Origin of the sequence: Sphingomonas sp. TREG-RG-20F-R18-01 (assembly GCF_022662475.1) — a bacterium.
Lineage (GTDB): Bacteria > Pseudomonadota > Alphaproteobacteria > Sphingomonadales > Sphingomonadaceae > Sphingomonas.
This window is the reverse complement of the sequence record NZ_JAKNQQ010000002.1, coordinates 590,538-612,250: the sequence shown is the minus strand read 5'-3', so window position 1 is coordinate 612,250 and position 21,713 is coordinate 590,538. Positions and strand designations below refer to the sequence as shown.

General features: G+C 66.7%; 20 protein-coding genes. 8 read left to right on the top strand and 12 right to left on the bottom strand.

Annotation, left to right across the window (positions count from 1 at the left end; all coding sequences use genetic code 11):
- Window positions 1-109 precede the first annotated feature (109 nt).
- Entirely contained in the window at window positions 110-706 is a 597-nt protein-coding gene (locus tag L8K25_RS08405) for a phosphatase PAP2 family protein (RefSeq protein ID WP_242138425.1), read from the bottom strand.
- Window positions 707-779: 73 nt separating this feature from the next.
- Window positions 780-1,601 carry a formate/nitrite transporter family protein gene (locus tag L8K25_RS08400; protein WP_242138424.1) on the bottom strand — a complete coding sequence of 274 codons (822 nt, stop codon included), beginning with the start codon at window positions 1,599-1,601 and terminating at the stop codon, window positions 780-782.
- Between the two features lie 83 nt (window positions 1,602-1,684).
- Between L8K25_RS08400 and L8K25_RS08395 the strand changes: the two genes are divergently transcribed.
- The gene (locus L8K25_RS08395) at window positions 1,685-2,365 is read left to right on the top strand and encodes a tRNA (guanine(46)-N(7))-methyltransferase TrmB (RefSeq protein ID WP_242138423.1); all 681 of its coding nucleotides are present in this window, start codon (window positions 1,685-1,687) and stop codon (window positions 2,363-2,365) included.
- A gap of 42 nt (window positions 2,366-2,407) precedes the next feature.
- On the opposite strand, the gene L8K25_RS08390 is transcribed toward L8K25_RS08395, so the two are convergent.
- Window positions 2,408-2,680, bottom strand: a complete 273-nt coding sequence (locus tag L8K25_RS08390) for a UvrB/UvrC motif-containing protein (RefSeq protein ID WP_242138422.1) — start codon at window positions 2,678-2,680, stop codon at window positions 2,408-2,410.
- 74 nt (window positions 2,681-2,754) lie between these two features.
- Here L8K25_RS08390 and L8K25_RS08385 point away from each other — a divergent pair, with 74 nt between their 5' ends.
- Complete coding sequence (locus tag L8K25_RS08385; RefSeq protein WP_242138421.1) at window positions 2,755-3,207, top strand: DUF2721 domain-containing protein; 453 nt, start codon at window positions 2,755-2,757, stop codon at window positions 3,205-3,207.
- A gap of 96 nt (window positions 3,208-3,303) precedes the next feature.
- Here L8K25_RS08385 and L8K25_RS08380 read toward each other — a convergent pair whose 3' ends face one another.
- Window positions 3,304-4,878 carry an amidase gene (locus L8K25_RS08380; RefSeq protein ID WP_242138747.1) on the bottom strand — a complete coding sequence of 525 codons (1,575 nt, stop codon included), beginning with the start codon at window positions 4,876-4,878 and terminating at the stop codon, window positions 3,304-3,306.
- A gap of 485 nt (window positions 4,879-5,363) precedes the next feature.
- Complete coding sequence (locus L8K25_RS08375) at window positions 5,364-5,897, bottom strand: hypothetical protein (protein WP_242138420.1); 534 nt, start codon at window positions 5,895-5,897, stop codon at window positions 5,364-5,366.
- A gap of 142 nt (window positions 5,898-6,039) precedes the next feature.
- On the opposite strand from L8K25_RS08375, the gene L8K25_RS08370 reads away from it, so the two are divergent.
- Window positions 6,040-6,408, top strand: coding sequence for a PRC-barrel domain-containing protein (locus tag L8K25_RS08370; RefSeq protein WP_242138419.1), 369 nt, complete (start codon window positions 6,040-6,042; stop codon window positions 6,406-6,408).
- Here the strand turns inward: L8K25_RS08370 and L8K25_RS08365 are convergent.
- The 3 genes from L8K25_RS08365 to uvrB form a co-directional block, all read right to left on the bottom strand.
- A complete protein-coding gene (locus tag L8K25_RS08365; protein WP_347272076.1) occupies window positions 6,405-6,725 on the bottom strand; it encodes a HigA family addiction module antitoxin in 321 nt (106 codons plus the stop codon). The two genes, L8K25_RS08370 and L8K25_RS08365, sit on opposite strands and share 4 nt — an antisense overlap.
- Complete coding sequence (locus L8K25_RS08360; RefSeq protein WP_242138745.1) at window positions 6,697-6,978, bottom strand: type II toxin-antitoxin system RelE/ParE family toxin; 282 nt, start codon at window positions 6,976-6,978, stop codon at window positions 6,697-6,699. Before L8K25_RS08360 ends, L8K25_RS08365 begins: the two co-directional genes overlap by 29 nt.
- Before the next feature lie 137 nt (window positions 6,979-7,115).
- Window positions 7,116-9,323: an excinuclease ABC subunit UvrB gene (gene uvrB, locus L8K25_RS08355; protein ID WP_242138418.1), complete on the bottom strand. Its 2,208-nt coding sequence runs from the start codon at window positions 9,321-9,323 to the stop codon at window positions 7,116-7,118.
- Between the two features lie 84 nt (window positions 9,324-9,407).
- Between uvrB and L8K25_RS08350 the strand changes: the two genes are divergently transcribed.
- A complete protein-coding gene (locus tag L8K25_RS08350; protein WP_242138417.1) occupies window positions 9,408-9,941 on the top strand; it encodes a DUF3617 family protein in 534 nt (177 codons plus the stop codon).
- Window positions 9,942-10,116: 175 nt separating this feature from the next.
- Here the strand turns inward: L8K25_RS08350 and L8K25_RS08345 are convergent, their stop codons facing one another.
- The 3 genes from L8K25_RS08345 to L8K25_RS08335 form a co-directional block, all read right to left on the bottom strand.
- Entirely contained in the window at window positions 10,117-11,277 is a 1,161-nt protein-coding gene (locus tag L8K25_RS08345) for an MBL fold metallo-hydrolase (RefSeq protein WP_242138416.1), read from the bottom strand.
- Window positions 11,278-11,451: 174 nt separating this feature from the next.
- Window positions 11,452-11,757, bottom strand: a complete 306-nt coding sequence (locus tag L8K25_RS08340) for a GIY-YIG nuclease family protein (RefSeq protein WP_242138415.1) — start codon at window positions 11,755-11,757, stop codon at window positions 11,452-11,454.
- 166 nt (window positions 11,758-11,923) lie between these two features.
- Window positions 11,924-13,444, bottom strand: coding sequence for a fumarate hydratase (locus L8K25_RS08335; RefSeq protein WP_242138414.1), 1,521 nt, complete (start codon window positions 13,442-13,444; stop codon window positions 11,924-11,926).
- Between the two features lie 137 nt (window positions 13,445-13,581).
- On the opposite strand from L8K25_RS08335, the gene L8K25_RS08330 reads away from it, so the two are divergent.
- Window positions 13,582-16,230, top strand: a complete 2,649-nt coding sequence (locus L8K25_RS08330) for an EAL domain-containing protein (RefSeq protein WP_242138413.1) — start codon at window positions 13,582-13,584, stop codon at window positions 16,228-16,230.
- A gap of 50 nt (window positions 16,231-16,280) precedes the next feature.
- Here L8K25_RS08330 and L8K25_RS08325 read toward each other — a convergent pair whose 3' ends face one another.
- The gene (locus tag L8K25_RS08325) at window positions 16,281-16,916 is read right to left on the bottom strand and encodes a hypothetical protein (protein WP_242138412.1); all 636 of its coding nucleotides are present in this window, start codon (window positions 16,914-16,916) and stop codon (window positions 16,281-16,283) included.
- A gap of 151 nt (window positions 16,917-17,067) precedes the next feature.
- Between L8K25_RS08325 and L8K25_RS08320 the strand changes: the two genes are divergently transcribed.
- The 3 genes from L8K25_RS08320 to L8K25_RS08310 all read left to right on the top strand — a co-directional run bounded on the left by L8K25_RS08320 (window position 17,068) and on the right by L8K25_RS08310 (window position 21,641).
- The gene (locus L8K25_RS08320) at window positions 17,068-17,727 is read left to right on the top strand and encodes a response regulator transcription factor (protein WP_242138411.1); all 660 of its coding nucleotides are present in this window, start codon (window positions 17,068-17,070) and stop codon (window positions 17,725-17,727) included.
- A gap of 160 nt (window positions 17,728-17,887) precedes the next feature.
- Window positions 17,888-19,285, top strand: coding sequence for a HAMP domain-containing sensor histidine kinase (locus tag L8K25_RS08315; RefSeq protein WP_242138410.1), 1,398 nt, complete (start codon window positions 17,888-17,890; stop codon window positions 19,283-19,285).
- A 412-nt stretch (window positions 19,286-19,697) separates the two neighbouring features.
- The gene (locus tag L8K25_RS08310) at window positions 19,698-21,641 is read left to right on the top strand and encodes a ribonucleoside-diphosphate reductase subunit alpha (protein WP_242138409.1); all 1,944 of its coding nucleotides are present in this window, start codon (window positions 19,698-19,700) and stop codon (window positions 21,639-21,641) included.
- The last annotated feature ends 72 nt before the right edge of the window (window positions 21,642-21,713 follow it).

Here is a 21,713-nt window from a genome sequence, read left to right as displayed (position 1 = left end):
CTTCAGGGGGAAGCTAGCGCGGTGGTGTTGCACCCGGCTTAGCGCAGATGGTAAATCCCGGCTTTAGGATCATGGCTCCAGCCATCCGGCAGGCGGCAGCACGCCGCGCTTACCGCCGCCGTCGCTTGAGCGCTCCCAGCAGCGCCGCCTCCGCGACCCGCACGGCGGCGCTCGCCGCGCGCTGCGCGACGAAGCCCACGGCGGCCCCCGCGACGGTATCGAGGATATAATGTTTCCCGCGCGGCATCTGCACCGCTGCCACCCCGCTGGCCAGCGCATAGGCCGGCGCGCCCAGCACCGGCACATCCTTCGCCAGCGCGCCCGCGACCGCCACGGCACCCGCAGTGTGCCCCGAGGGGAACGAGCTCTCGTCGTGATCCTTGCTGTCGCCAGGCTTGAAGTCGTGCTTGCCCGTGGCGATCGCCTTCGCGGGCCGTGTGCGATCGACCGAGCGCTTGATGATCGACTTGATGCCGGTCGCCACCACCTCGCTCGCCAGCATGCGCGCGCCCGTGCGCAGCATCACCGGCTGGCGCAGCGCCGCGCCGACCACCATCGTTCCCACGCCGAGCAGCAGCAACGGCGGCTGGTCCGCGCCTTCGCTGAGCTTGCCGAGGGCCTTGACCGCGGGCTGGTCACGGTGTTGCGCCGCCTCGTGCGTCGCCTTGCGATCGGCTTTCGCCAGCTTCTTCGCGGCCTTGCTCATTGTGCTCATCGTCCTGCGTCTCCGACTGTGCCAAACCGAACGGGCGAGCCCGTGGTTCGGTCCATCGCCGCGCTCACGCGCCTTGCTCGCGCACCTGCGCATGCGCCAGCACCGCGAACAACCCGGCCCCGCCGAACAAATTGCCGAGCACCGCGGGAACGAGGAACGACAGCACCCCGCCGACCCCGATCTTGCCGGTCCATAGCAACAGGAACGCCTCGCTCGATCCGACGACCGAATGGCTGAAGCCGCCGATTGCCACGACATAGACGATCCCGAAGATCACCAGGAACGCCTGCTCGCGCGCGTTGGGTAGCGACCAGGCGACGATCGCGATCAGGAACCCCGCGGGCACGGCGTTGAAGAACGTCTCGAGCACACCATGTTCGGTGATCTTCATCGACACCTCGATCATCCCGGCGTCGAGCGACGCATCGCCCAGGCCGAGCCCCGCAAATGCGCCGGTCGACAGCGCCGTACCGATGCAATTGGCGAGCAGCACCACCGCCCACAGCCGCAGCGTGCGCCCCAGCGCATCCCACGACGGTGTCGTGACGAGCGGCAGCATCGCTGTCACGGTACTCTCGGTAAAGAGCTGCATACGCCCAAGAATCACCATCACGAACCCGATCGGATAGCCAAGCGCGATCAGCAGCGGGCGCGTCGGCCCTGGTGGAACGTGCGACGCGATCGCGCCCTCCGCGATCAGCGACGCCGTCACCGCAAGCCCGGCCGCGACCCCGGACCAGAACAGGGCACTGACCGGGCGTTCGAGCTCCTCCTGCCCTTCCTCGCGCACTGCACGGTGCAGTTCCTGCGCATTGGCGGCCTTCAGTTCCTCGACGCTTCCGGCATCCTGCTCCTGCGTTTCGTCCTGCTGGTTCGCGTCCGCCATGATAGTCCGTTTCCTCGTTGCCGCAGGGTAACGACAGGCTCGGGACTTTGCTCCCGTCGCATCCCGCGCTACACGCCCGCCCGATGACCGATCCGATGACGACACGCCGCCTCTATGGCCGGCGCCAGGGCCACAAACTGCGGCTGGGCCAGGCCGACCTCGTCGAAACGCTGCTTCCGCAGATCAGCGTGCCGACCGATGGCCCGCTCGACGCGACGACGCTGTTCGGCGCAGACCGCCCGCTCGAGGTCGAGATCGGCTTTGGCGCGGGCGAGCATCTCGCCGGGCAGGCGGGGATGCGACCGGATACCGGGTTCATCGGCTGTGAACCGTTCCTCAACGGCGTGGTCGGCGCGCTCGCGCATATCCGCGACGATGGCCTCGACAACGTCCGGCTCCACATGGGCGACGCGCTCGACGTGGTGGAGCGGCTCCCCGATGCATCGCTGTCGCGCCTGTATCTGCTGCACCCCGATCCGTGGCGCAAGGCGCGCCATGCCAAGCGTCGGATGGTCAACCACGGCCCGCTCGACCTGATCGCGGCGAAGCTCAAGCCCGGGTGCGAGTTCCGGCTCGGCACCGACGACCCGACCTATTGCCGCTGGGCGATGATGGTGATGGGGCAACGCCGCGATTTCGTATGGACCGCGCAGGGTCCCGCCGATTTCCTCACCCGCCCCGAGGACTGGCCCGAGACGCGCTACGAACGCAAGGCGCGGCGGCAGGGGCGTGAGGTCTGGTACTTCCGGTATCTGCGGGTCTGATCCCAATCGGGCGGCCCCAGCCACGTTCCTGCAGAACGCCCGCTACCGCTTGCGCGACCGCCCCTTCGTCATCAAGTCCGGCTTGGGCGGTGGTGTCCACCCCTCGGGCGGGGTCATCCGCTGCTGGCTCGACCCTAGCCCCATCGCGCCGGGTTGTTGCCGCACCAGCCCCGCCGTATCCGCGTCTGCCGCGTCCTGCGTATCCGCCCCGCCGCGCACCAGGCTGATCCGGTCGCGCAACCGCCGCGCCTCTTCGAAATCAAGTGCGGCGGCCGCCGCTTCCATTTGTTCCTGAAGGTCTTCGAGCTCGCTCATCCCGCTTCAACGCCGGACGCCCGCATCCGCTCCCCGGGTTGCGTCGGCGCACCGCATTGCGCACAACGGCCCGGATGAATCCCTATCCCGCCGTCACCACGATCGCCCAGACGATCCAGCTCTCGCTCTCCCCCGTGTTCATGCTCGCCGGTATCGGTGCGTTGCTCAACGTGCTGGCCGGGCGCCTGTCGCGCGTCGTCGATCGCGCGCGCGCGCTGGAGGCGCTGCACCCTGCCTCGCAGGGCCCCGAGCACGACCGTCACGTGTGGGAGTTGCGGTTGCTCGACCGACGGATGATCGTCATCAACGCAGCCTTGGTGCTCGCGGTGTCGAGCGCGGTGATGACGTGCCTGGTGGTGGCGCTGCTGTTCGTGGCCGAACTGGTGAAGCTGCATATCGGGACGATGGTCGCGGTGTCGTTCATCCTTGCGATGGGCTTGCTGATCGCGTCGCTCATCTCGTTTCTGTTCGAAGTGCGGATGTCGCTGATCGCGATCCACATCCGGCCGGAACTGCTGGAGAAGTAAGGACCGCACCGTTGCCCGTTGGAAGCGGACGAACGGACGGATCGGGTTGGCCGCCGCTTGGCCGCACACCGGTCGGCGCGGTCCCCCCGCAGCGCCCTACCGCGTGCCGGCCAGCCCCGGCCCGGCATCGGTCGTCGCAAGATAGCGCGGCGCGACGCGCGCCTTGGCCGCCTGTTCGAACACATAGCCCGCGTTGAGCACGGTCTGGTCGCCCCAGCGCGTCGCAATGAACGACAACCCGACCGGAACCCCACGCACCAGGCCCATCGGCACGGTCAGATGCGGATAGCCCGAGATCGCCGGTAGTTCGCTTGCGCTCGGTCCGTTGAATGTGTCGCCATAGACCGTGTCGGACAGCCACGGCATGCCGTAAGTCGGGGCGACGATCAGCGTGGCCTGCGCCTTGGCGAGCAGCGCGTCGATCCCCTCGGTCCGCGACAGTCGCAGCGACTTGGCTCGCGCGCCGAGATATTCGGCGTCGGCCAACCCCCGCGTCTTGGCGGCCGCAAGGAACGTCTCCTGCAGGAAGAACGGCATTTCGGTGGCGGCATTGGCGGAGTCGAACGCGATCACCTGGTCCAGCGTCCGGGTCTGGACCGTTTTCGGCGTCGTCGTGAGATAGGCGTCGAGATCCGCCTTGAGTTCGGTCTGCAGCACCAGCGATTCGGCATCGCCCAGCCCATCGAGCTTCGGGCTGTCGACATCGACCAGCACCGCGCCCTGTGCCTTCAGCACCGCCAGCGAGGCTTCATAGCGCGTCTTCAGCATCTCGGGCATGTCGGGGCGGAGCACGGCAACGCGGACGCCCGACAAGGACGCGGTGGCGAGCGGGGCGACGAAATCGTGGATGTGCGCCTTGCTCTCGCGGGTCGCCGCGTCGTCCGGATCGACCCCGACCATCGCGTTGAACAGCAGCGCCGCGTCGCGCACCCTCCGGGCCATCGGCCCGGGCGTATCCTGGCTATGGCTGATCGGGACGACATGCGTCCGGCTGACCATGCCGAGCGTCGGCTTCAGGCCGACCAGCCCGTTCATCGACGATGGGCAGACGACCGATCCGTCGGTCTCGGTCCCGATCGCGACGGCCGCGAGGCTCGCCGCGACCGCCGCGCCCGATCCGCTCGACGAGCCGCACGACGTCCGGTCGAGCGCATAGGGGTTGCGCACCAGCCCTCCGACCGCGCTCCACCCGCTGATCGAATGAGTCGAGCGAATGTTGGCCCATTCGCTGAGGTTGGTCTTGCCGAGGATTACTGCGCCCTGCCGGCGCAGGGCGGCCACCACCGGCGCATCCCGGCCGGTGACATTGTCCTTGAGCGCAAGGCTGCCCGCGGTCGTCGCGATCGGATCCTTGGTTTCGATATTGTCCTTGATCAGGACCGGGATACCATCGAGCGGGCCGAGCGGCTTGCCGGCCCTGCGGCGGGCGTCGCTTGCCTTCGCCTGGGCGAGCGCATCGGGGTTGGTCGCGATGACCGCGCGCAGCGTCGGGCCGGTCCGGTCGATCGCGGCGATCCTGGCGAGATAGGCCTGGGTAATGGCGACGCTGCTCGCCCCCTGCGCCATCTGCGCCCGCAGCGCGTCGATCGACTGTTCCTCGATGATGGGGCCCGGCTGCTGCGCCGGCAGCGCCGCCGGACTCATCACCAACGCCGCGACTACCGCCCGCATCCTCATTGCCCGTCATCCCCTCTTGATCTTCGAAGAGGCTGATCATGCTGGATTGTCTGCCGCACAACAAGCGGCTGTCGCGCAGTGCCGCGCCAGAAATGAAAAGAGGCTGCCGGGGGTCTTCACGACACCCCGGCAACCTCCTGACATGGTCAGCGGCCGGAAGCTCCAGCTTGGGAGACCATGCGAACCACTAGTACCTCGATGCGGCGGCTACGTTGTATGGGGGAAGATACCCCCCGTGCCCACGATCGAAGGGGTTTCCCCCAAAGGCCTAGCGGTGCGTCCCCCGAACGAACTGAACCGACCCCTTTGCTGAACCATGAGACATCGGATCACCTCCTTTCGCTAGTTGAAACGGCGTGACCTGCGGTGGTCACGACTCGTGTTTGAATCATATATTTTTGCGAAACAAGTCTTGTAATGTTCGCGAGAATCACCGATTCTCCTCCGCCTGCCCGAAGCATGCCGGCAGCGGCATCCGATCAGCGACGGCAATCCTCCGTGACCCGTGCGATTTCGGCCCAGGCGGGCACGACCAGCGTCGCAGCGCCCGCCTGTTCCACGATAAAACGCCCACGACTGAACACCATCGCGTCGAGCAACGGATCCCGCGCAGTCAAGCGGGCGGCGACATAAGTGGGCGCGCCAAGCGGGCCAGCGCTGGTCGGCTGGACCGGCAAGCTTCGCGCGATCGACGACGTCCGCACGGTGAGCGGCGTACCGCCCGCCCCTTGCCGCGACAGATAGAGTGTTCCGCTCGCCGCGTCGCAGTGCAGGGTCAGCACGGCGTTGGCGCCGGTCGCCCCGAACAGCGCAGTCGATCCGCCCTGCTCCTGGCGATACACCCAATCGCCCGTCGTGACCGGCCAGTCGCGCCAGTCGGTGCTGGCTGGCGGCACGGGACGGGGAACCACGGCGGGTCGGGCGACGGGTGCCGGCGCCGGGCGTGGCGCGACGGGCTTGGCCACGCACCCCGCGAGAACCACCAGTGCAACCAAGGGGATAGTGTTACGCATCCGCGGTCTATGCGCGATGCGCGCCGCCCGCTCAACCGCAACGCCCGCGCCGCCCCGCGTTTTCAACCCGTCCAACCTCAAAGCCACGCGGAACCGGGAGCACCCTAGCGCCGTTACGCCCGCGAACTGTAGGGATTGATCCATGTCACAAACCGAACCGACCCAGCTGCTGCTCCAGTCCAACAAGAGCGACACCATGCAGGTGCGCAGCCGCGACGGCGACAAGATCGGTTCGGTCTTCTCGTTGATGGTCAACAAGCGCAGCGGCCAGACGATCTACGCGGTGCTGACGATCGGCGGCTTCTTGGGCATGGGCAAGGCGTTCTACCCGCTGCCCTTCTCGCTGCTCCAGTTCGACCCGGTCAACGACACCTATATCGTGACGATCGACCGCCGCGTCCTTGAAGGCGGCCCGAGCTGGGCCAGCAACGCACCGGCATTCGACCAGGCCTATGCCGATCGCGTGTCGAAATATTACGACGTGGCGAGCGAGGACCTTTCGGTCGGTTAAGCCGCGCGGGGGACGATCCGGTCAAGCGCGCCATTGAGGGCGCGCTTGGCCTCGACGATTTCGTAGCGATCTTGCAATCGCAGGAAGAATCCTTCGGACATCCTGAAATAGCGCGCGAGACGCAGATCCAATTCTGCGTCCATCGGGCACGTACCGTCTATCACGGCGGTGATCCGCTCCGGGCTTACCTCGATAGCAGTGGCCAGCCTTTCAACGCTGAGCGCTTCGGGCTCCAAAAATTCGCTTACCAGCAATTGCCCGGCGTGTTCGTTTTCAAGCCAGTCCGGATCAGTGATAGTCAACGATTGCGACGTCATATGCGTCTCCGTTCTTCCAGACGAAGCATATACGCCATTGGTCATTGATGGAAATGGAATGCTGCCCGGCGCGATCGCCGGTAAGGCGATGCAGCCGGTTTCCGCGTAGATTTCCAAGTTCTTCCAACGAATTTGCAGAATCTAGCAGCGTCAAACGGCGCATGGCTCGTAGCTGAATCTCGGGCGGCAGTCGGCGGCTGAATTCCCGGTTCCATATACGCTCGGCATCAGCTGAAGCGAAAGTTCTTATCATGGCGTCGTCTCCGTCGGACACGGCAAAACTCACGCCAAGATTTCGTTTATAAGGGTCCGTTCGATAGCCTCGCAAGCGATCTTACGCCGCGTCATCCGTGGCAACCGTCGACTTCGCGCGAACTTCGAACCCTCTAATCACCGCGCCCGTCGCGAACTCCCCGCCATTCCAGCCCGCATCTTCTGGCTCTTGCCATAGCGCGTCTTGCGCGTCCCCGGCTTGCCCTCGTTCGAGCGCCCCATGATCGGCAACTTCTGCTGCTCGACCGGAAGCCCGAGCTCTTCCTGCTCGAGCTGCCGGATCTCGTCGCGCAGCCGCCCGGCGGTCTCGAACTCCAGATCCGCCGCCGCCGCGCGCATCTTCTTCTCGAGATCCTCGATATACGCGCGCAGGTTGTGGCCGACCATGTGCGGCCGGTCCTCGTCGATTTCCACGGTGACCTGATCGCGGCTCGACACGTCCTGGATGATGTCGCCGATGTTGCGCTTGATCGTCGTCGGCGTGATACCGTGTTCCTCGTTATACGCGCGCTGCTTTTCGCGACGGCGCTCGGTCTCGTTCATCGCGCGCTCCATCGAGCCGGTGATGCGGTCGGCATACAGGATCACGCGCCCGTCGACGTTGCGCGCCGCGCGACCGATCGTCTGGATCAGCGAGGTTTCGGAGCGCAGGAAGCCTTCCTTGTCCGCATCGAGGATCGCGACCAGCCCGCATTCGGGGATATCGAGCCCCTCGCGCAACAGGTTGATCCCGATCAGCACGTCATACACCCCAAGCCGCAAGTCGCGGATCAGCTCGATACGCTCCAGCGTCTCGACGTCGCTGTGCATGTATCGGACCTTCAAGCCCGCCTCGTGCATGAATTCGGTCAGATCCTCCGCCATCCGCTTGGTCAGCGTCGTCACAAGGGTACGATAGCCGAGCTCGGCGGTCTTGCGCGCCTCGACGATCAGGTCCTGCACCTGCTCCTCGACCGGCTTGATCTCGATGGGCGGATCGATCAGCCCGGTCGGGCGAATGACCTGCTCGGCGAACACGCCGCCGGTCTGCTCCATTTCCCAAGCCCCCGGCGTCGCCGAGACATAGGTCGTCTGCGGGCGCATCGCCTCCCATTCGTTGAAGCGCAGCGGCCGGTTGTCGATCGCCGACGGCAGACGAAAGCCATATTCGGCGAGCGTCAGCTTGCGACGGTGATCGCCGCGCGACATGCCGTTGATCTGGCCGATCGTCTGGTGGCTCTCGTCGACGAACAGCAGCGAATTCTCAGGCAGATATTCGAACAGCGTGGGGGGCGGCTCGCCCGGCATCCGCCCGGTGAGGAAGCGCGAGTAATTCTCGATTCCGGCGCAGGACCCGGTCGCCGCGATCATCTCGAGATCGAAGTTGGTGCGCTGCTCGAGCCGCTGCGCCTCGAGCAACTTGCCCTCGGGCACCAGCTCCTTGAGCCGCTCCGAAAGCTCGAACTTGATCGCTTCCATCGCCTGCTTGAGCGTCGGCCCCGGCGTCACATAATGCGAATTGGCGTAGATCCGGATGTAGCCGAGGCTCGCGACCTTCTTGCCGGTCAGCGGATCGAATTCGACGATATCCTCGATCTCGTCGCCGAAGAACGACACGCGCCACGCGGTGTCGTCATAATGCGACGGGAAGATCTCGAGCGCATCGCCGCGCACGCGGAAATTGCCGCGCTGGAACGCCGCGTCGTTGCGCTTGTACTGGAGCGCGACGAGCTTGCGGACGATCTCGCGCTGGTCGACGGTCTGGCCCTTCTTGAGATCGAAGATCATCGCCGAATAGGTCTCGACCGAACCGATGCCGTACAGGCACGACACCGACGCGACGATGATCACGTCGTCACGCTCGAGCAGCGAGCGGGTCGCGGCATGGCGCATCCGGTCGATCGCCTCGTTGGTCGAGCTCTCTTTCTCGATATACGTGTCAGACCGCGCGACATACGCTTCGGGCTGGTAGTAATCGTAGTAACTAACGAAGTATTCCACCGCATTTTCGGGGAAAAACGACTTCATTTCGCCGTAAAGCTGCGCTGCGAGGATCTTGTTTGGCGCCAGAATGAGCGCCGGACGCTGCACCGCCTCGATCACCTTCGCCATGGTGAAGGTCTTGCCCGAGCCGGTGACGCCCAACAGCACCTGGTCGCGCTCGCCCGCCTCGGTCTGCGCGACGAGCTCGGCGATCGCGGTTGGCTGGTCGCCCGCCGCGGTATAGTCCGAGACGAGCTTGAACTTTTTGCCCCCTTCCGCCTTGGGCGGACGCGCCGGGCGGTGGGGGACGAAGCTGACCCCGGTTTCGGGTTCATCGAGCGTGGTGCGAATCTGGATTGCCATCACGCAGCAATATGGGAAGGGATGCGGCAACAGACAATCGTGCCCGGCCGGTCGGTCGCGTGCGGCTTTCCCGGGGGAAATATCATGGCGTTTCATCGTATAGCGACGCTCGCGCTCCCGATCCTCGCGGTCGCGGCGTGCTCGCCCGAGCAGGTGATCAAGCGTGAACCCGGCAGCTGGACGCAAAAGGTCCAGATCCTCCGTCTCGAGGGCAAGGGCGCGACCCCGCAGGTCAAGGCGCAGATGCAAGCGATGTTCGACGCGATGGCGGGCATGGCGATCTGCCTGACCCCCGAGGCGGCCGCCAAGGAGGATCTCGCACAGACGATGGAGCAGATCGGGCCGCGCGGGAAGAACTGCAAGATCGGCAAACGCGACGAGACCGGCGCGACGGTCGGGCTCAGCGCGGTCTGCCCGCAGGAGGGCGGCGGGACGGTCAAGCTCAGCGTCACCGGCACCAACGCGACCGGCGACCGCGACATGACGATGAAGTCGGAAGGCTTCGACGCCAAGGGCGTGGCGGAAGGCGTGATGGAAATGCGCGTCCACGCCGTCCGCAGCGGACCGTGCAAGGCCGGTGACATTACGCCGCCGGCGACCCCGGCGGTGAAGAACTGACACGGACACGAACGGCGCCCCCCCTCCGTCACCCCGGCGAAGGCCGGGGCCGTCCGGTTAGCCTGGCGCGGCGGGACGACGGAATGCTGTATCGCCGGGCACGCCACGCAACATGGTGGCCCCGGCCTTCGCCGGGGGGACGGGAGGGGGCTCGCCTTCGCTAGAAAACAAGACGTCAGGGCAACGTCCGCACCGCCGCCGGCAGACGCTCGACAATCTCGATTCGGTCGATCGGAGCAACAGGCACACGCCCAACATACGGCGCAATCACCCGAGGTTCCCCAAGCGGCACCGTCCCGAACCCCAGCACCCCCGCCGCCCGTGTCACCCCCGCGAGCAACCGCGGCGGCGTATCATACGCTTCGGACGACAGATGGAACGTCCCCCAGTGGATCCCGATCCCCGTCGACGCGCCCAACCGGCGATAGACTTCGGCAGCGTCGATCGGCCCGATATGGCTCCCCGACACCATCTGCCCCGGCGCGAAGCGGAACGCGCCGATCGGGAGCAGCGCGAGCCGCACCGGCCCATAGCTTGCCGCCGCATTCGCCCAGGTCAGGTCACCCGGCCCGGTATCGCCCGCGAAAAACACGTTGCCGCCCGCCAACCGCACCACGAACGCCGACCACAAGGCGCGGTTGCGATCCGCGAACCAGCGGCTGCCCCAGTGATGGTTGCGCGTCACGATCACGTCGACCCCGGGCTTGACCGCAATCCGCCCGCCCCAGTCGAGCGCATGCGACGGAACGCCCGCTTGCCGGATCACGCTGTCATTACCCAGGCTGGTGACGATCAGCGGATGATCGCGCGTCCACAGCCGTTTAAGCGTCGCGAGATCGAGATGGTCGTAATGATCGTGACTGATCAGCACGACATCGATCTTCGGCAGCTTTCCGAACGCGATCCCCGGTTTGACGACCCGCGCCGGCCCGATGCCGAGCGGCCCCGCGGTCTTGCTCCACACCGGATCGGTCAGAATGTTGAGCCCCTGCGTCTGGACCAGCACCGTGGCATGCCCGACCCAGGTCGCGACCATCGCCTGCCCCGCGACATGCTGCGGCGGTGCGACCGGATGGATCGCGACGTGGTCGGGCCATTTCGGGCGTCCGTCGCTGCCCGTCAGGTAACGCCACAGGAAGCCGGCGCGGTTGCCGGCCATCTCGTCCTGCTCGCCGTCCGGATTATAGAAACGCTGCCCGTCGAAATGCCCGCCCGCCGCGCCGCGATAATAACGCGCGTCGAGAAAGCGCGGTACGATCGTCAGCGCGAGGCACAGCAGGATGACGATCCACAGAAGGGCCGTGCCGATGCTTTTCGCGGCGCTTCGAAGGGTCAAGGGCAGGCCTTTGCAAAGGGAGGGGCGGGATGATGAAGTGCAGTCCTTAACTATCGCCAGGCTTGGTCGATCCGTCACCCCGGCGAAGGCCGGGGCCGCCACGTTATGGTTCGCGACCTCGATCACACGTCGTCCGAGTCAACATGGCGGCCCCGGCCTTCGCCGGGGTGACGGTCATTTGTGCAGCGTATCCCACAGATCATCCCAGTTCGGGTTCGCCTCGGCGATCAGTCGGCACTTCCAGGCACGGTTCCAGTTCTTCAGCCGCTTCTCGCGCAGGATTGCGTCCTCGATCCGGTCATGCAGCTCGACCAGCACGAGCCGTTTACAGTCCCACTTCATGGCGAATGCAGCCCCCCGCCCCTCCCGATGCGCCCGAATCCGCAACAGGTCTGCCGTGACGCCGATGTACAGCACACCGAACGGCCGATTGGTCATGATATAGGTATAGCCCCCCACGCCCCGCCCCCGCGATGCCATGGTCGGGTTTTACCGCTTCTCCCTATCCCCGTCACCCCGGCGAAGGCCGGGGCCGCGAGGTTGTCGCGGATGACATGTGATCGAGGGAGCCAAACCATAACGTGGCGGCCCCGGCCTTCGCCGGGGTGACGAGATTACCGGAAACCGTCCCTGCCCAGCCAAGGCATCACGCCGGCAACAACCCCTCCCGCGCGATCTTCTCCTTCCACACCAGCGGCGCGAGCTGGTGGACGTTTGCGCCTGACGAATCGACCGCGACCGTCACCGGGAAATCGACCACCTCGAACTCGTAGATCGCTTCCATCCCGAGGTCCTCGAACCCGACGACCTTCGAGCCCTTGATCGCGCGCGCGACGAGATACGCCGCGCCGCCGACCGCCATCAGATAGGCCGATTTGCGCTCGGCGATCGCCTTGGTCGCATCCGGCCCGCGCTCGGCCTTGCCGACCATGGCGAGCAGCCCCTGGTCGAGCATCATCCGCGTGAACTTGTCCATCCGCGTCGCGGTGGTGGGGCCAGCCGGGCCGACCACTTCCTCTCCGACCGGATCGACCGGCCCGACATAATAGATCACGCGGCCCTTGAACTCGACCGGCAGCGGTTCGCCCGCGTCAAGCATGTCCTTGATCCGCTTGTGCGCGGCATCGCGGCCGGTGAGCATCTTGCCGTTGAGCAGCAGCCGGTCGCCCTGCTTCCAGCCCTGCACGTCGGCCGGCGTCAGCGTGTCGAGATCGACCCGGATCGCGGCCTGGTCGGGCACCCAGTGGACGTCGGGCCACTCGTCGAGCTTCGGCGTCTCGAGATACGCCGGCCCGCTGCCGTCGAGCGTGAAATGCGCGTGGCGCGTCGCGGCGCAATTGGGGATCATCGCGACCGGCTTGCCCGCGGCGTGGCACGGCGCGTCCATGATCTTGACGTCGAGGATGGTCGAAAGCCCGCCCAGCCCCTGCGCGCCGATGCCGAGCGCGTTGACCTTGTCGAAGATCTCGATCCGCAGCGCCTCGATGTCAGTCTTCGGTCCGCGTGCCTTGAGCGGCCCCATGTCGATCGGCTCCATCAGCGCCTGCTTGGCGAGCAACATGCAATGCTCAGCAGTCCCGCCGATACCGATCCCGAGCATCCCCGGCGGGCACCAGCCCGCGCCCATCTGCGGGAGCATCTCGAGCACCCAGTCGACGATCGAGTCGCTCGGGTTCATCATCTTGAACTTGGACTTGTTCTCGCTACCGCCGCCCTTCGCCGCGACGTCCACCGAGACGCGCGACCCCGGGACCAGCTCGACGTGGAGCACCGACGGCGTGTTGTCCTTGGTGTTGCGGCGCGTGAAGGCGGGGTCCGCGAGGATCGATGCACGCAGCTTGTTCTCGGGGTTGAGGTACGCAAGCCGGACGCCCTCGTCGACGACCTGCTGGAGCGAGCGGCTGGTGTCGTCGAGCCGGCAGTCCATCCCCCATTTAATGAAGACGTTGACGATCCCGGTGTCCTGGCAGATCGGGCGATGCCCCTCCGCACACATCCGCGAGTTGGTCAGGATCTGTGCGATCGCGTCCTTTGCGGCGGGGCCCTGCTCCGCCTCATACGCCGCGCCGAGCGCGCGGATATAATCCATCGGGTGATAGAAACTGATGAATTGCAGCGCGTCGGCGACGCTTTCGATCATGTCGGCTTCGCGGATAATCGTGGACATAAGCGCTTCCCGTACTGGCGTTTGCCCTGCCTTATGCCGCGAAAAGCCCGTCGCCAAGCCGCCCGCGCCGCGCGACCGACTTCGTTAACCACCTCCTGCAAGGCAAAATGCAAGGATCGTCGGGTAGAGACACCTTGATGCGTATCAGTATAACCCCCTTTCGCGCACTCGGCGTCGCATTTGCGGCGCTGTGGACCGACCTGTCGCCCAGCACGACCGAGTCCGAGGGGCACCGCGACGCCTTGCGCCAACAATTGCGGCAGCTCTGCGCCACCTGGCCGTTCGCGGTGACCGTCGCGGTTGCAGCACCGCTACTGGTCGCGTGGACCGCGTGGGACAGGGGTGCGACCGGCGTACTGATCGTCGCCATCGCCAGCGGAATCGCCATAACCGCATCGGGGACGGTACTGCTCGCGACGTTGCGCCACGATGCGGCGCGTCGCTGGCCGCCGCACGTGAAGGTCCGGCTCGCGACGCTGCTTGGCGCAATCGGCGCGGCCGCGGTGCTCGCCCTGCTGTTTGCGACCGACCTGCTGCCGCCCGGGCCATTGCGCATGGCCAGTTCCGCCACCACCATTGCCGCGATGATCGTGATGGTCATCGCACTGTATCCGGTGCGCGCCGCAACGATCGGGTTCGGCGTGGGCCTGCTGGCGACGCTGGCGGTGCAGGACTTTTTCGGGATTGCCTGGTGGATCGGCCTGCTGGTGCTGCTGACGCTGACCGGCGCGACCTATCGACTCGCGCTGTTCGAGCGAAGCGCGGTCGCGCTGCGGGACCTCGACCAGGCGCAGGGTCGCATGGCGACCCGCCTCGTCGCCGAATTCGAGACGCATTCGAGCGGCTGGTTCTGGCAGACCAACAGCGAGGGCGAGGTGACCTATCTTACCGCCAAGGTCGCCCAGGAACTCGACGTGCCCGACGCCCCCGCGATCGGTGCGCCCTTGTCGCGCCTGTTCCGGATGGACAGCGCGCTACCCGAGACCGAGCGGACACTCGCCTTTCACCTGTCGTCGCGCACCGCCTTTTCCAATTATTCGGTCCGCCCGGCGAGCCGCGCCAAGCTGGAGCGATGGTGGTCGATGTCGGGGCGCCCGATTTTCGACGAGGACGGCATCTTCCTGGGATTCGTCGGCAGCGGCAGCGACCTGACCGAACGGCGCCGCGCGGATGCCGAAATCACCCGGCTCGCGCTGTTCGACAGTCTGACCGGGCTTGCGAACCGTCAGCGATTGCGCCTGTCGCTCGACCAGATGCTGGCGCATCCGGCGGCGGCGCAACGGATGACCAGCCTGTTCCTGCTCGACCTCGATCGTTTCAAGGCAGTAAACGACACGTTGGGGCACCAGATGGGCGACGCCCTGCTCAAGCAGGTTGCGCAGCGGCTGCAGCGGACGATCGGCGAAGCAGGCCTCGTCGGTCGGCTCGGCGGCGACGAGTTTCAGGTGATCCTGCCGGGTCACGCCGCGCGCGAGGATCTGACCGACCTTGCCCGCCGCGTTATCTTCGACCTGTCGCAACCCTATTCGATCGAGGGATCGGCGATCAGTATCGGCTGCTCGATCGGTGTTGCGATCGCGCCGCAGGACGGCGCGGATTCCGAAACGCTGGTCCGCAACGCCGATCTCGCGCTTTACGCCGCCAAGGGGGACGGTCGTGGCATCCACCGCTTCTTCCGCGACGAATTGCTGGTGGGCGCGCAGAGCCGCAAGCAGCTCGAGGATGACCTGCGGCAGGCGCTCGTCGGCGACCAGTTCTACCTCGCCTATCAGCCCGTGGTCGATACGCGGTCCGAGCGGATCGTCGGGTACGAGGCGCTGCTGCGCTGGGAACATCCGACGCGCGGACTGGTCAGTCCGTCCGAGTTCGTTCCCGTCGCCGAGGATTGCGGGCTGATCGAATCGATCGGCGAATGGGTATTGCGCACCGCGTGCATCGAGGCGGCGGGATGGCCGGGGGACGTCCGCGTCGCGGTCAACGTCTCGCCGATCCAGTTCGCCAATACTTCCTTGCCATCGCTCGTCACCTCGGCGCTCGCCAAATCGGGGATCGCGCCGCATCGGCTCGAACTCGAAATCACCGAAGGCGTCTTCCTCAATGAGAGCGCCGCGTCGGAACAGATGTTCAAGACGCTGAAAGGGTGTGGCGTGCGGCTTGCCCTGGATGACTTCGGGACCGGCTATTCGTCGCTCGGCTATCTGAAAAAGGCGCCGTTCGACAAGATCAAGATCGACCAGAGCTTCGTCAAGGGTGCGACCATCGCGGGCAATCGCAACGCCGCGATCATCCGCGCGATCGTGTCGCTGGCCGAGGCGCTTGGGATGGACACCACGGCCGAGGGGGTCGAGAATCGCGACGAGATCACGCTGATCCGCGCGCTCGGGTGCAGCCACATCCAGGGCTATGTCTATGGCAAGCCCGCGCGCGCGGCGGACGTGCTGCAGCAGTTGGCGGTGGGCGGCGGGATGGCGACCGCGAGCGGCTTCCAGATCACCCGCAACCCGCGCACCGCGATGCTGCGCCACGCGCGGATCCAGGCAGGCGCCGTTTCGGGCGAGGTACGGATCCGCAACATCTCGTCGACCGGCGTGATGGTCGAGGGGATCGAGGTCGATGCGGGATCGACCGATCTCGATGTGCTGATCGAATTGCTCGAGGACCAGATGTTCCCTGCCAAGCTGCGCTGGGCCGCGGATGGCCGCGCGGGTCTGGAATTCGCCGAGACCTTCAATCTGGAACGGCTCGCCGCGCCGAGCGTGCCGGCGTCAGCGCGCAAGGCGGGATAAGGCTGCGCGGGAAGGGCGGGCCGCGCGCGGGTATCGCGCGGCCCGGTCGTTTACTTGCTTGCCGTCACGGTTGCGGTCGTCCGCGCAGCCGCGGGCGCAGCCGGCGCCACGGCGGGCGTCGCCCCCGGGGTTGCGCCGGGCGCAGCGGCCGGCGGTGGCGGCGGTGCGGCATCTTGCGCGCCGGGGCCATCGGGGCCGTCCGGTCCACCCGGGCCGCCGGGGCCATCAGGACCACCGCGCCCGTGCGGGCCACGCGGCCCACCCGGTCCACCGCGCGGCGGCATCGGCCGGAGCGCGGTGACCTTGCCATCGGCACCGACCAGGAACGAGGCGTGCAGCATGCTGCGGCCGTAGCGGCCCTGCACGCTGACGGTCTGCCCGACCGCGACGAGGCCGGTTCCGTCGACCTGCCGCCCGCCCTCGACCAGCGTCCGCCCGGTGCCATCGGCAAGGATGAACATCGGGCCATAGGTCTCCGCGATCTTGCCGCGTACCGTGACGACGCTGCCGGTATCGCTGAGGCTGCGGATCGCGACGGGCTTGATCGGCGCCATCTCGACCGATGGTGCGGTCATCTGCGCGACGGTCGCGCCGCCGCCGACGCCGACCGCGACCAGCGCGGCGGCGATCAGCGCGCCGCGGGTCGAGATCGTGCGGCGCGGTGCGGTGTGTGTTTCTTCGGTCATGGTCATGCTCCTTCGGTTGGTATGCAGCCTTCTACCGAGTCGTCCCCCCGGCCCACTGAACCTTGTGGTTCAGATTGGGTTTAGCGCAGGGAGATAGCCGCAATGTTGCTGCGGCATCCGGTCCCGACCGCACGAGAGAGAGAGCTGCACAATGCGTATCCTGCTGGTCGAGGACGACAGCGCGCTCGCCGACGCGACCGCCAAGGCGCTGCGCGCCGAGCATTTCGCGGTCGACGTCGCGGCCAATGGCGAGGATGGCGCACATCTCGGCGATACCGAAAGCTATGACGCGGCGGTGCTCGACCTTGGCTTGCCGCTCAAGTCGGGCATCGCCGTGCTCGAGGAATGGCGTGCGGCCGGGCGCGTGCTCCCGGTGCTGATCCTTACCGCGCGCGATGGCTGGTCCGAAAAGGTCGCCGGGTTTCGCGCCGGCGCGGACGATTATCTGACCAAGCCGTTCCGGATCGAGGAACTGGTGATGCGGTTGCGCGCGCTGGTGCGCCGCTCGGCCGGGCATGCGTCGGCGCGAATCGTGTGCGGGCCGATCACCTTCGACGCGCAGACCGGGCAGGTCGAGCGCGACGGGCTGCCGCTACGGCTTACCGCGCTCGAATGGCGGGTGCTGTCGACGCTGATGCTGCGCAAGGGCGTGGTGGTCGAGCGGCTCGACCTGATGGAGCATATCTATGAGGGCGATGCCGATCCCGATTCGAACTCGCTCGAGGTGATCGTGGGGCGTCTGCGCAAGAAGATCGGCGCGGACCTGATCGAAACGGTGCGCGGGCGCGGCTATCGGATCGTGGCAGCGTGAGCGCGCCCAGTCCCCCCTTCTGCCGTCATGCTGAACTCGTTTCAGCATCCACCGCGCTACAATGGCGGACAGCCGGTGTTGGACGGTGGACCCTGAAACGAGTTCAGGGTGACGCCGGGAAGAGGGGAAGCCTACCCGCCTACCCCTGCCGAGCAACCGCGTGACCCTCCTCCCGCGCTCGCTCTACGGACGCCTGCTCGTCACCGCGCTCGTCGCGACGCTCGCGGCGCTCGCCTTCGCTGCGCTGACGATCGGCGCGGTGCTCGACCGGTTCGTGATGCAGGGCCTTGACGACCGGCTGGATTCGCAGATCGCGATCCTGGCGCAGGCGGTTGGCCCGGACGGGCGCATCGATCGCAGCCGCCTGATCCTTGCGGCTCCCTATGACGATCCCGCGAACGGCTGGGGCTGGCGGGTCGACGCCGGCGGCAAGACGATCGCTTCCCCCGCGCCGCCCAATATCGATGCGATGCACGCGCCCTGGACCGCGTTGCCCCCGCCGCCGCCGCCGGGCGAGAATCCAGACGCGCTGCGACCCGCCGACCGCCATCCGGACCGCGCCCGCGCGCTGGACTGGCGCGACGGCAACGGCCGTCGCCATGCGCGCAGCCTGACGCTCGCGACGCCGGCGGGCGAGGTGCGCATCACCGCCTCCGCCCCGCGCGCGATCGTCGACCGGCCGCTGCGTGCCGCTATGGCGCCGCTGCTCGGATCGCTGCTGCTGCTGGGGCTCGCACTGGGCGCGGCGACGCTGGTGCAGCTGCGCGTTGGGCTCGCCCCGCTTGGGCGGATGCGCGCGGGCCTCGCGGCGGTACGAACCGGCCGCGCCACCGCCATTCCCGAAGACCAGCCGCGCGAGCTCGCCCCGCTTGCCAGCGAGATCAACGCGCTGCTCGGCGAGAATGCCGCCGCGCTCGCCAATGCGCGCGGGCATGTCGCCAATCTCGCGCACGGCCTCAAGACTCCGCTCGCGACGCTTGCCCTGTCGGTCCGCCCGCTCGATCCGGACGGGACGCTCGGCGCGCAGATCGCGCGGATCGACCAGGCGGTGCGCCATCATCTCGGGCGCGCGCGCGCCGCCACCCCGGGGGTCGCGTCGCGCGTCGCTACCTCGCTCAGCGACGTCGTCGCGGATCTCGCCGCTGCGCTCGCGCGGATCCACGCCGAGCGCGGCATTACCGCCGACGTCGCGATCAATCCGGAGCTCGCGGTCGCGGTCGACCGGCAGGACCTCGACGAACTGATCGGCAACCTGCTCGACAATGGCTGGCGCTGGGCCGCCGCCCGAATCGTCGTCCACGCCACGCAGGGCGCGGACGACCGGTTCGTCGTGCTGACGATCGAGGATGACGGCCCGGGCATCCCCGAGGCTACCCGTACCGCCGCGCTTTCGGCGGGACAGCGGCTCGACGAACGCGGCGACGGGCACGGCTTCGGGTTGTCGATCGCGACCGAACTGGCGAATCTGTATGGCGGCACGTTGACGCTCGATACCGCGACGATCGGGGGGCTCGCGGTCCACGTCACGCTCCCGGTCGGCTTCGCCGATCCGGCATGAAATAAATGTCACGTTCCCTGTTCGGCCTCTTGCCTTTCCGCAACGCCAGCTTTGACCGCGCGTCGCTGGCCATCGGTCACATTCGACGCTCGCCAACCGCTGGAAAATAGCGACGAACCGAGTCCCCGAACTGTCATTTAGGATATTGCGTCGTGGACGCGATCGGCACAATCTGTAGGGGTAAGGTTCGGGGGCGAACCCAAGAACTGGTAGAGCGAAGCGTACGACCCTATATCGTACAGACGGCCGGACCGGCATCGTAGATGCTTGCAGGGCTGCTTTTTGGTCTCGCCGATCGCCCCTGAAATGCTAGCAAGGGGGCTCGTCCCCCGAGTCGAACGAAGATCGAACGGATCGGGAACGAATGTCGTGTCCGATCCTGTGACTTTGAGACGTAACCAGGGGCGGGACAATGGATTTTCGGGATACCGAGGAAGTGAAGACGGATATGGCAACCGACACGATCGAAGCGCTCGCGACGAGCGCCCAGGCACCGAATGCGGCCGACCGCAACGGTGCCGACCGCAAGCTCGAAGCGCGTGGGGATTCTAAGGAAGTCCACGTGCAGCTGTATCCGGTCGAGGTCGATCACTCGCGTGACGCGCTGCTGACCGATTTCGGCAAGGAGACGCTGCGCGACCGCTACCTGCTCCCGGGCGAGACGTTCCAGGACCTGTTCGTCCGCGTGGCCTCGGCCTATGCCGACAACGAAGCGCATGCGCAGCGGTTGTATGGCTATATCTCGCGGCTGTGGTTCATGCCTGCGACCCCCGTTCTGTCGAACGGCGGGACCGGGCGCGGCCTGCCGATCTCGTGCTTCCTCAACTCGGTCCCCGACAGCCTCGGCGGGATCGTCGATACGTGGAACGAGAACGTCTGGCTCGCCTCGCGCGGCGGCGGGATCGGCACCTATTGGGGCAACGTCCGCGGGATCGGCGAGCCGGTCGGCCTCAACGGCAAGACCTCGGGCATCATCCCGTTCGTCCGCGTGATGGATTCGCTCACGCTCGCGATCAGCCAGGGCTCGCTGCGCCGTGGTTCGGCCGCCTGCTATCTCGACGTGTCGCACCCCGAGATCGAGGAATTCCTCGAGATCCGCAAACCCTCGGGCGATTTCAACCGCAAGGCGCTCAACCTCCACCACGGCGTGCTGATCACCGACGCGTTCATGGAAGCGGTCCGCGAGGGCAGCGAATGGACTTTGGTCAGCCCCAAGGACGGCTCGGCGCGCGCGACGGTCGATGCGCGCTCGCTGTTCCAGAAGCTGGTCGAGACGCGCCTTGCCACCGGCGAGCCGTACATCGTCTTCGCGGATCACGTGAACAAGGGCATGCCGCGCCACCACCGCGAGCTCGGGCTCAAGGTGTCGACGTCCAACCTGTGCAGCGAGATCACGCTGCCGACCGGCACCGACCATCTCGGTAACGAGCGCACCGCGGTGTGCTGCCTGTCGTCGCTCAACCTCGAGACGTGGGACCAGTGGAAGGACGACAAGGGGTTCATCGAGGACGTCATGCGCTTCCTCGACAATGTCCTGCAGGACTTCATCGACCGCGCCGAACCCGGCATGGAGCGCGCCGCCTATTCGGCGATGCGCGAGCGGTCGGTCGGCCTGGGCGTGATGGGCTATCACTCCTTCCTCCAGGCGCGTGGGTTGGCGTTCGAGGGCGCGATGGCCAAGTCGTGGAATCTCCGCATGTTCAAGCACATCAAGGCGCAGGTCGACGAAGCGTCGATGCACCTCGCGGTCGAGCGCGGGCCCTGCCCCGACGCCGCGGACCGCGGCGTGATGGAGCGGTTCAGCTGCAAGATGGCGATCGCGCCGACCGCGTCGATCAGCATCATCTGCGGCGGCACCTCGGCGTGTATCGAGCCGATCCCGGCGAACATCTACACCCACAAGACGCTCAGCGGCTCGTTCTCGATCAAGAATCCGTATCTCGAGAAGCTGCTGATCGCCAAGTCGAAGAACAGCGACGCGATCTGGAACTCGATCCTCGAGCAGGGCGGGTCGGTCCAGCATCTCGACTTCCTCGACGTCGAGGAAAAGGACTGCTTCAAGACCAGCTTCGAGATCGATCAGCGCTGGCTGCTCGAGCTCCAGGCGGACCGCACGCCCTATATCGACCAGTCGACCTCGCTCAACCTGTTCATCCCGGCCGACGTCGAGAAGTGGGACCTGCTGATGCTCCACTTCCGCGCGTGGGAATTGGGGATCAAGTCGCTCTATTACCTCCGCTCCAAGTCGGTGCAGCGCGCCGGGTTCGCCGGCGGGGTCGAGAACGACAACACGATCGAGAAGCCGCAATACGAGTTCGAGACGACCGATTACGACGAGTGTCTCGCCTGCCAGTAAACCATGCCGGGCACGACCGTCGACGGCGACGGCGTGCCCCCCATTTTGCGGCCTGAGCGCGGTCGCCCTCCA

What these genes read in the sequence shown, in the direction of transcription:
- L8K25_RS08330 (WP_242138413.1), top strand. Translation starts at nt 13,582, where the DNA reads ATGCGTATCAGTATAACCCCCTTTCGCGCACTCGGCGTCGCATTTGCG.
- L8K25_RS08375 (WP_242138420.1), bottom strand. Translation starts at nt 5,897, where the DNA reads ATGCGTAACACTATCCCCTTGGTTGCACTGGTGGTTCTCGCGGGGTGC.
- L8K25_RS08335 (WP_242138414.1), bottom strand. Translation starts at nt 13,444, where the DNA reads ATGTCCACGATTATCCGCGAAGCCGACATGATCGAAAGCGTCGCCGAC.
- L8K25_RS08395 (WP_242138423.1), top strand. Translation starts at nt 1,685, where the DNA reads ATGACCGATCCGATGACGACACGCCGCCTCTATGGCCGGCGCCAGGGC.
- L8K25_RS08380 (WP_242138747.1), bottom strand. Translation starts at nt 4,878, where the DNA reads ATGCGGGCGGTAGTCGCGGCGTTGGTGATGAGTCCGGCGGCGCTGCCG.
- L8K25_RS08365 (WP_347272076.1), bottom strand. Translation starts at nt 6,725, where the DNA reads ATGACGTCGCAATCGTTGACTATCACTGATCCGGACTGGCTTGAAAAC.
- L8K25_RS08370 (WP_242138419.1), top strand. Translation starts at nt 6,040, where the DNA reads ATGTCACAAACCGAACCGACCCAGCTGCTGCTCCAGTCCAACAAGAGC.
- uvrB (WP_242138418.1), bottom strand. Translation starts at nt 9,323, where the DNA reads ATGGCAATCCAGATTCGCACCACGCTCGATGAACCCGAAACCGGGGTC.
- L8K25_RS08360 (WP_242138745.1), bottom strand. Translation starts at nt 6,978, where the DNA reads ATGATAAGAACTTTCGCTTCAGCTGATGCCGAGCGTATATGGAACCGG.
- L8K25_RS08390 (WP_242138422.1), bottom strand. Translation starts at nt 2,680, where the DNA reads ATGAGCGAGCTCGAAGACCTTCAGGAACAAATGGAAGCGGCGGCCGCC.
- L8K25_RS08385 (WP_242138421.1), top strand. Translation starts at nt 2,755, where the DNA reads ATGAATCCCTATCCCGCCGTCACCACGATCGCCCAGACGATCCAGCTC.
- L8K25_RS08310 (WP_242138409.1), top strand. Translation starts at nt 19,698, where the DNA reads ATGGATTTTCGGGATACCGAGGAAGTGAAGACGGATATGGCAACCGAC.
- L8K25_RS08340 (WP_242138415.1), bottom strand. Translation starts at nt 11,757, where the DNA reads ATGGCATCGCGGGGGCGGGGCGTGGGGGGCTATACCTATATCATGACC.
- L8K25_RS08400 (WP_242138424.1), bottom strand. Translation starts at nt 1,601, where the DNA reads ATGGCGGACGCGAACCAGCAGGACGAAACGCAGGAGCAGGATGCCGGA.
- L8K25_RS08350 (WP_242138417.1), top strand. Translation starts at nt 9,408, where the DNA reads ATGGCGTTTCATCGTATAGCGACGCTCGCGCTCCCGATCCTCGCGGTC.
- L8K25_RS08405 (WP_242138425.1), bottom strand. Translation starts at nt 706, where the DNA reads ATGAGCAAGGCCGCGAAGAAGCTGGCGAAAGCCGATCGCAAGGCGACG.
- L8K25_RS08320 (WP_242138411.1), top strand. Translation starts at nt 17,068, where the DNA reads ATGCGTATCCTGCTGGTCGAGGACGACAGCGCGCTCGCCGACGCGACC.
- L8K25_RS08325 (WP_242138412.1), bottom strand. Translation starts at nt 16,916, where the DNA reads ATGACCGAAGAAACACACACCGCACCGCGCCGCACGATCTCGACCCGC.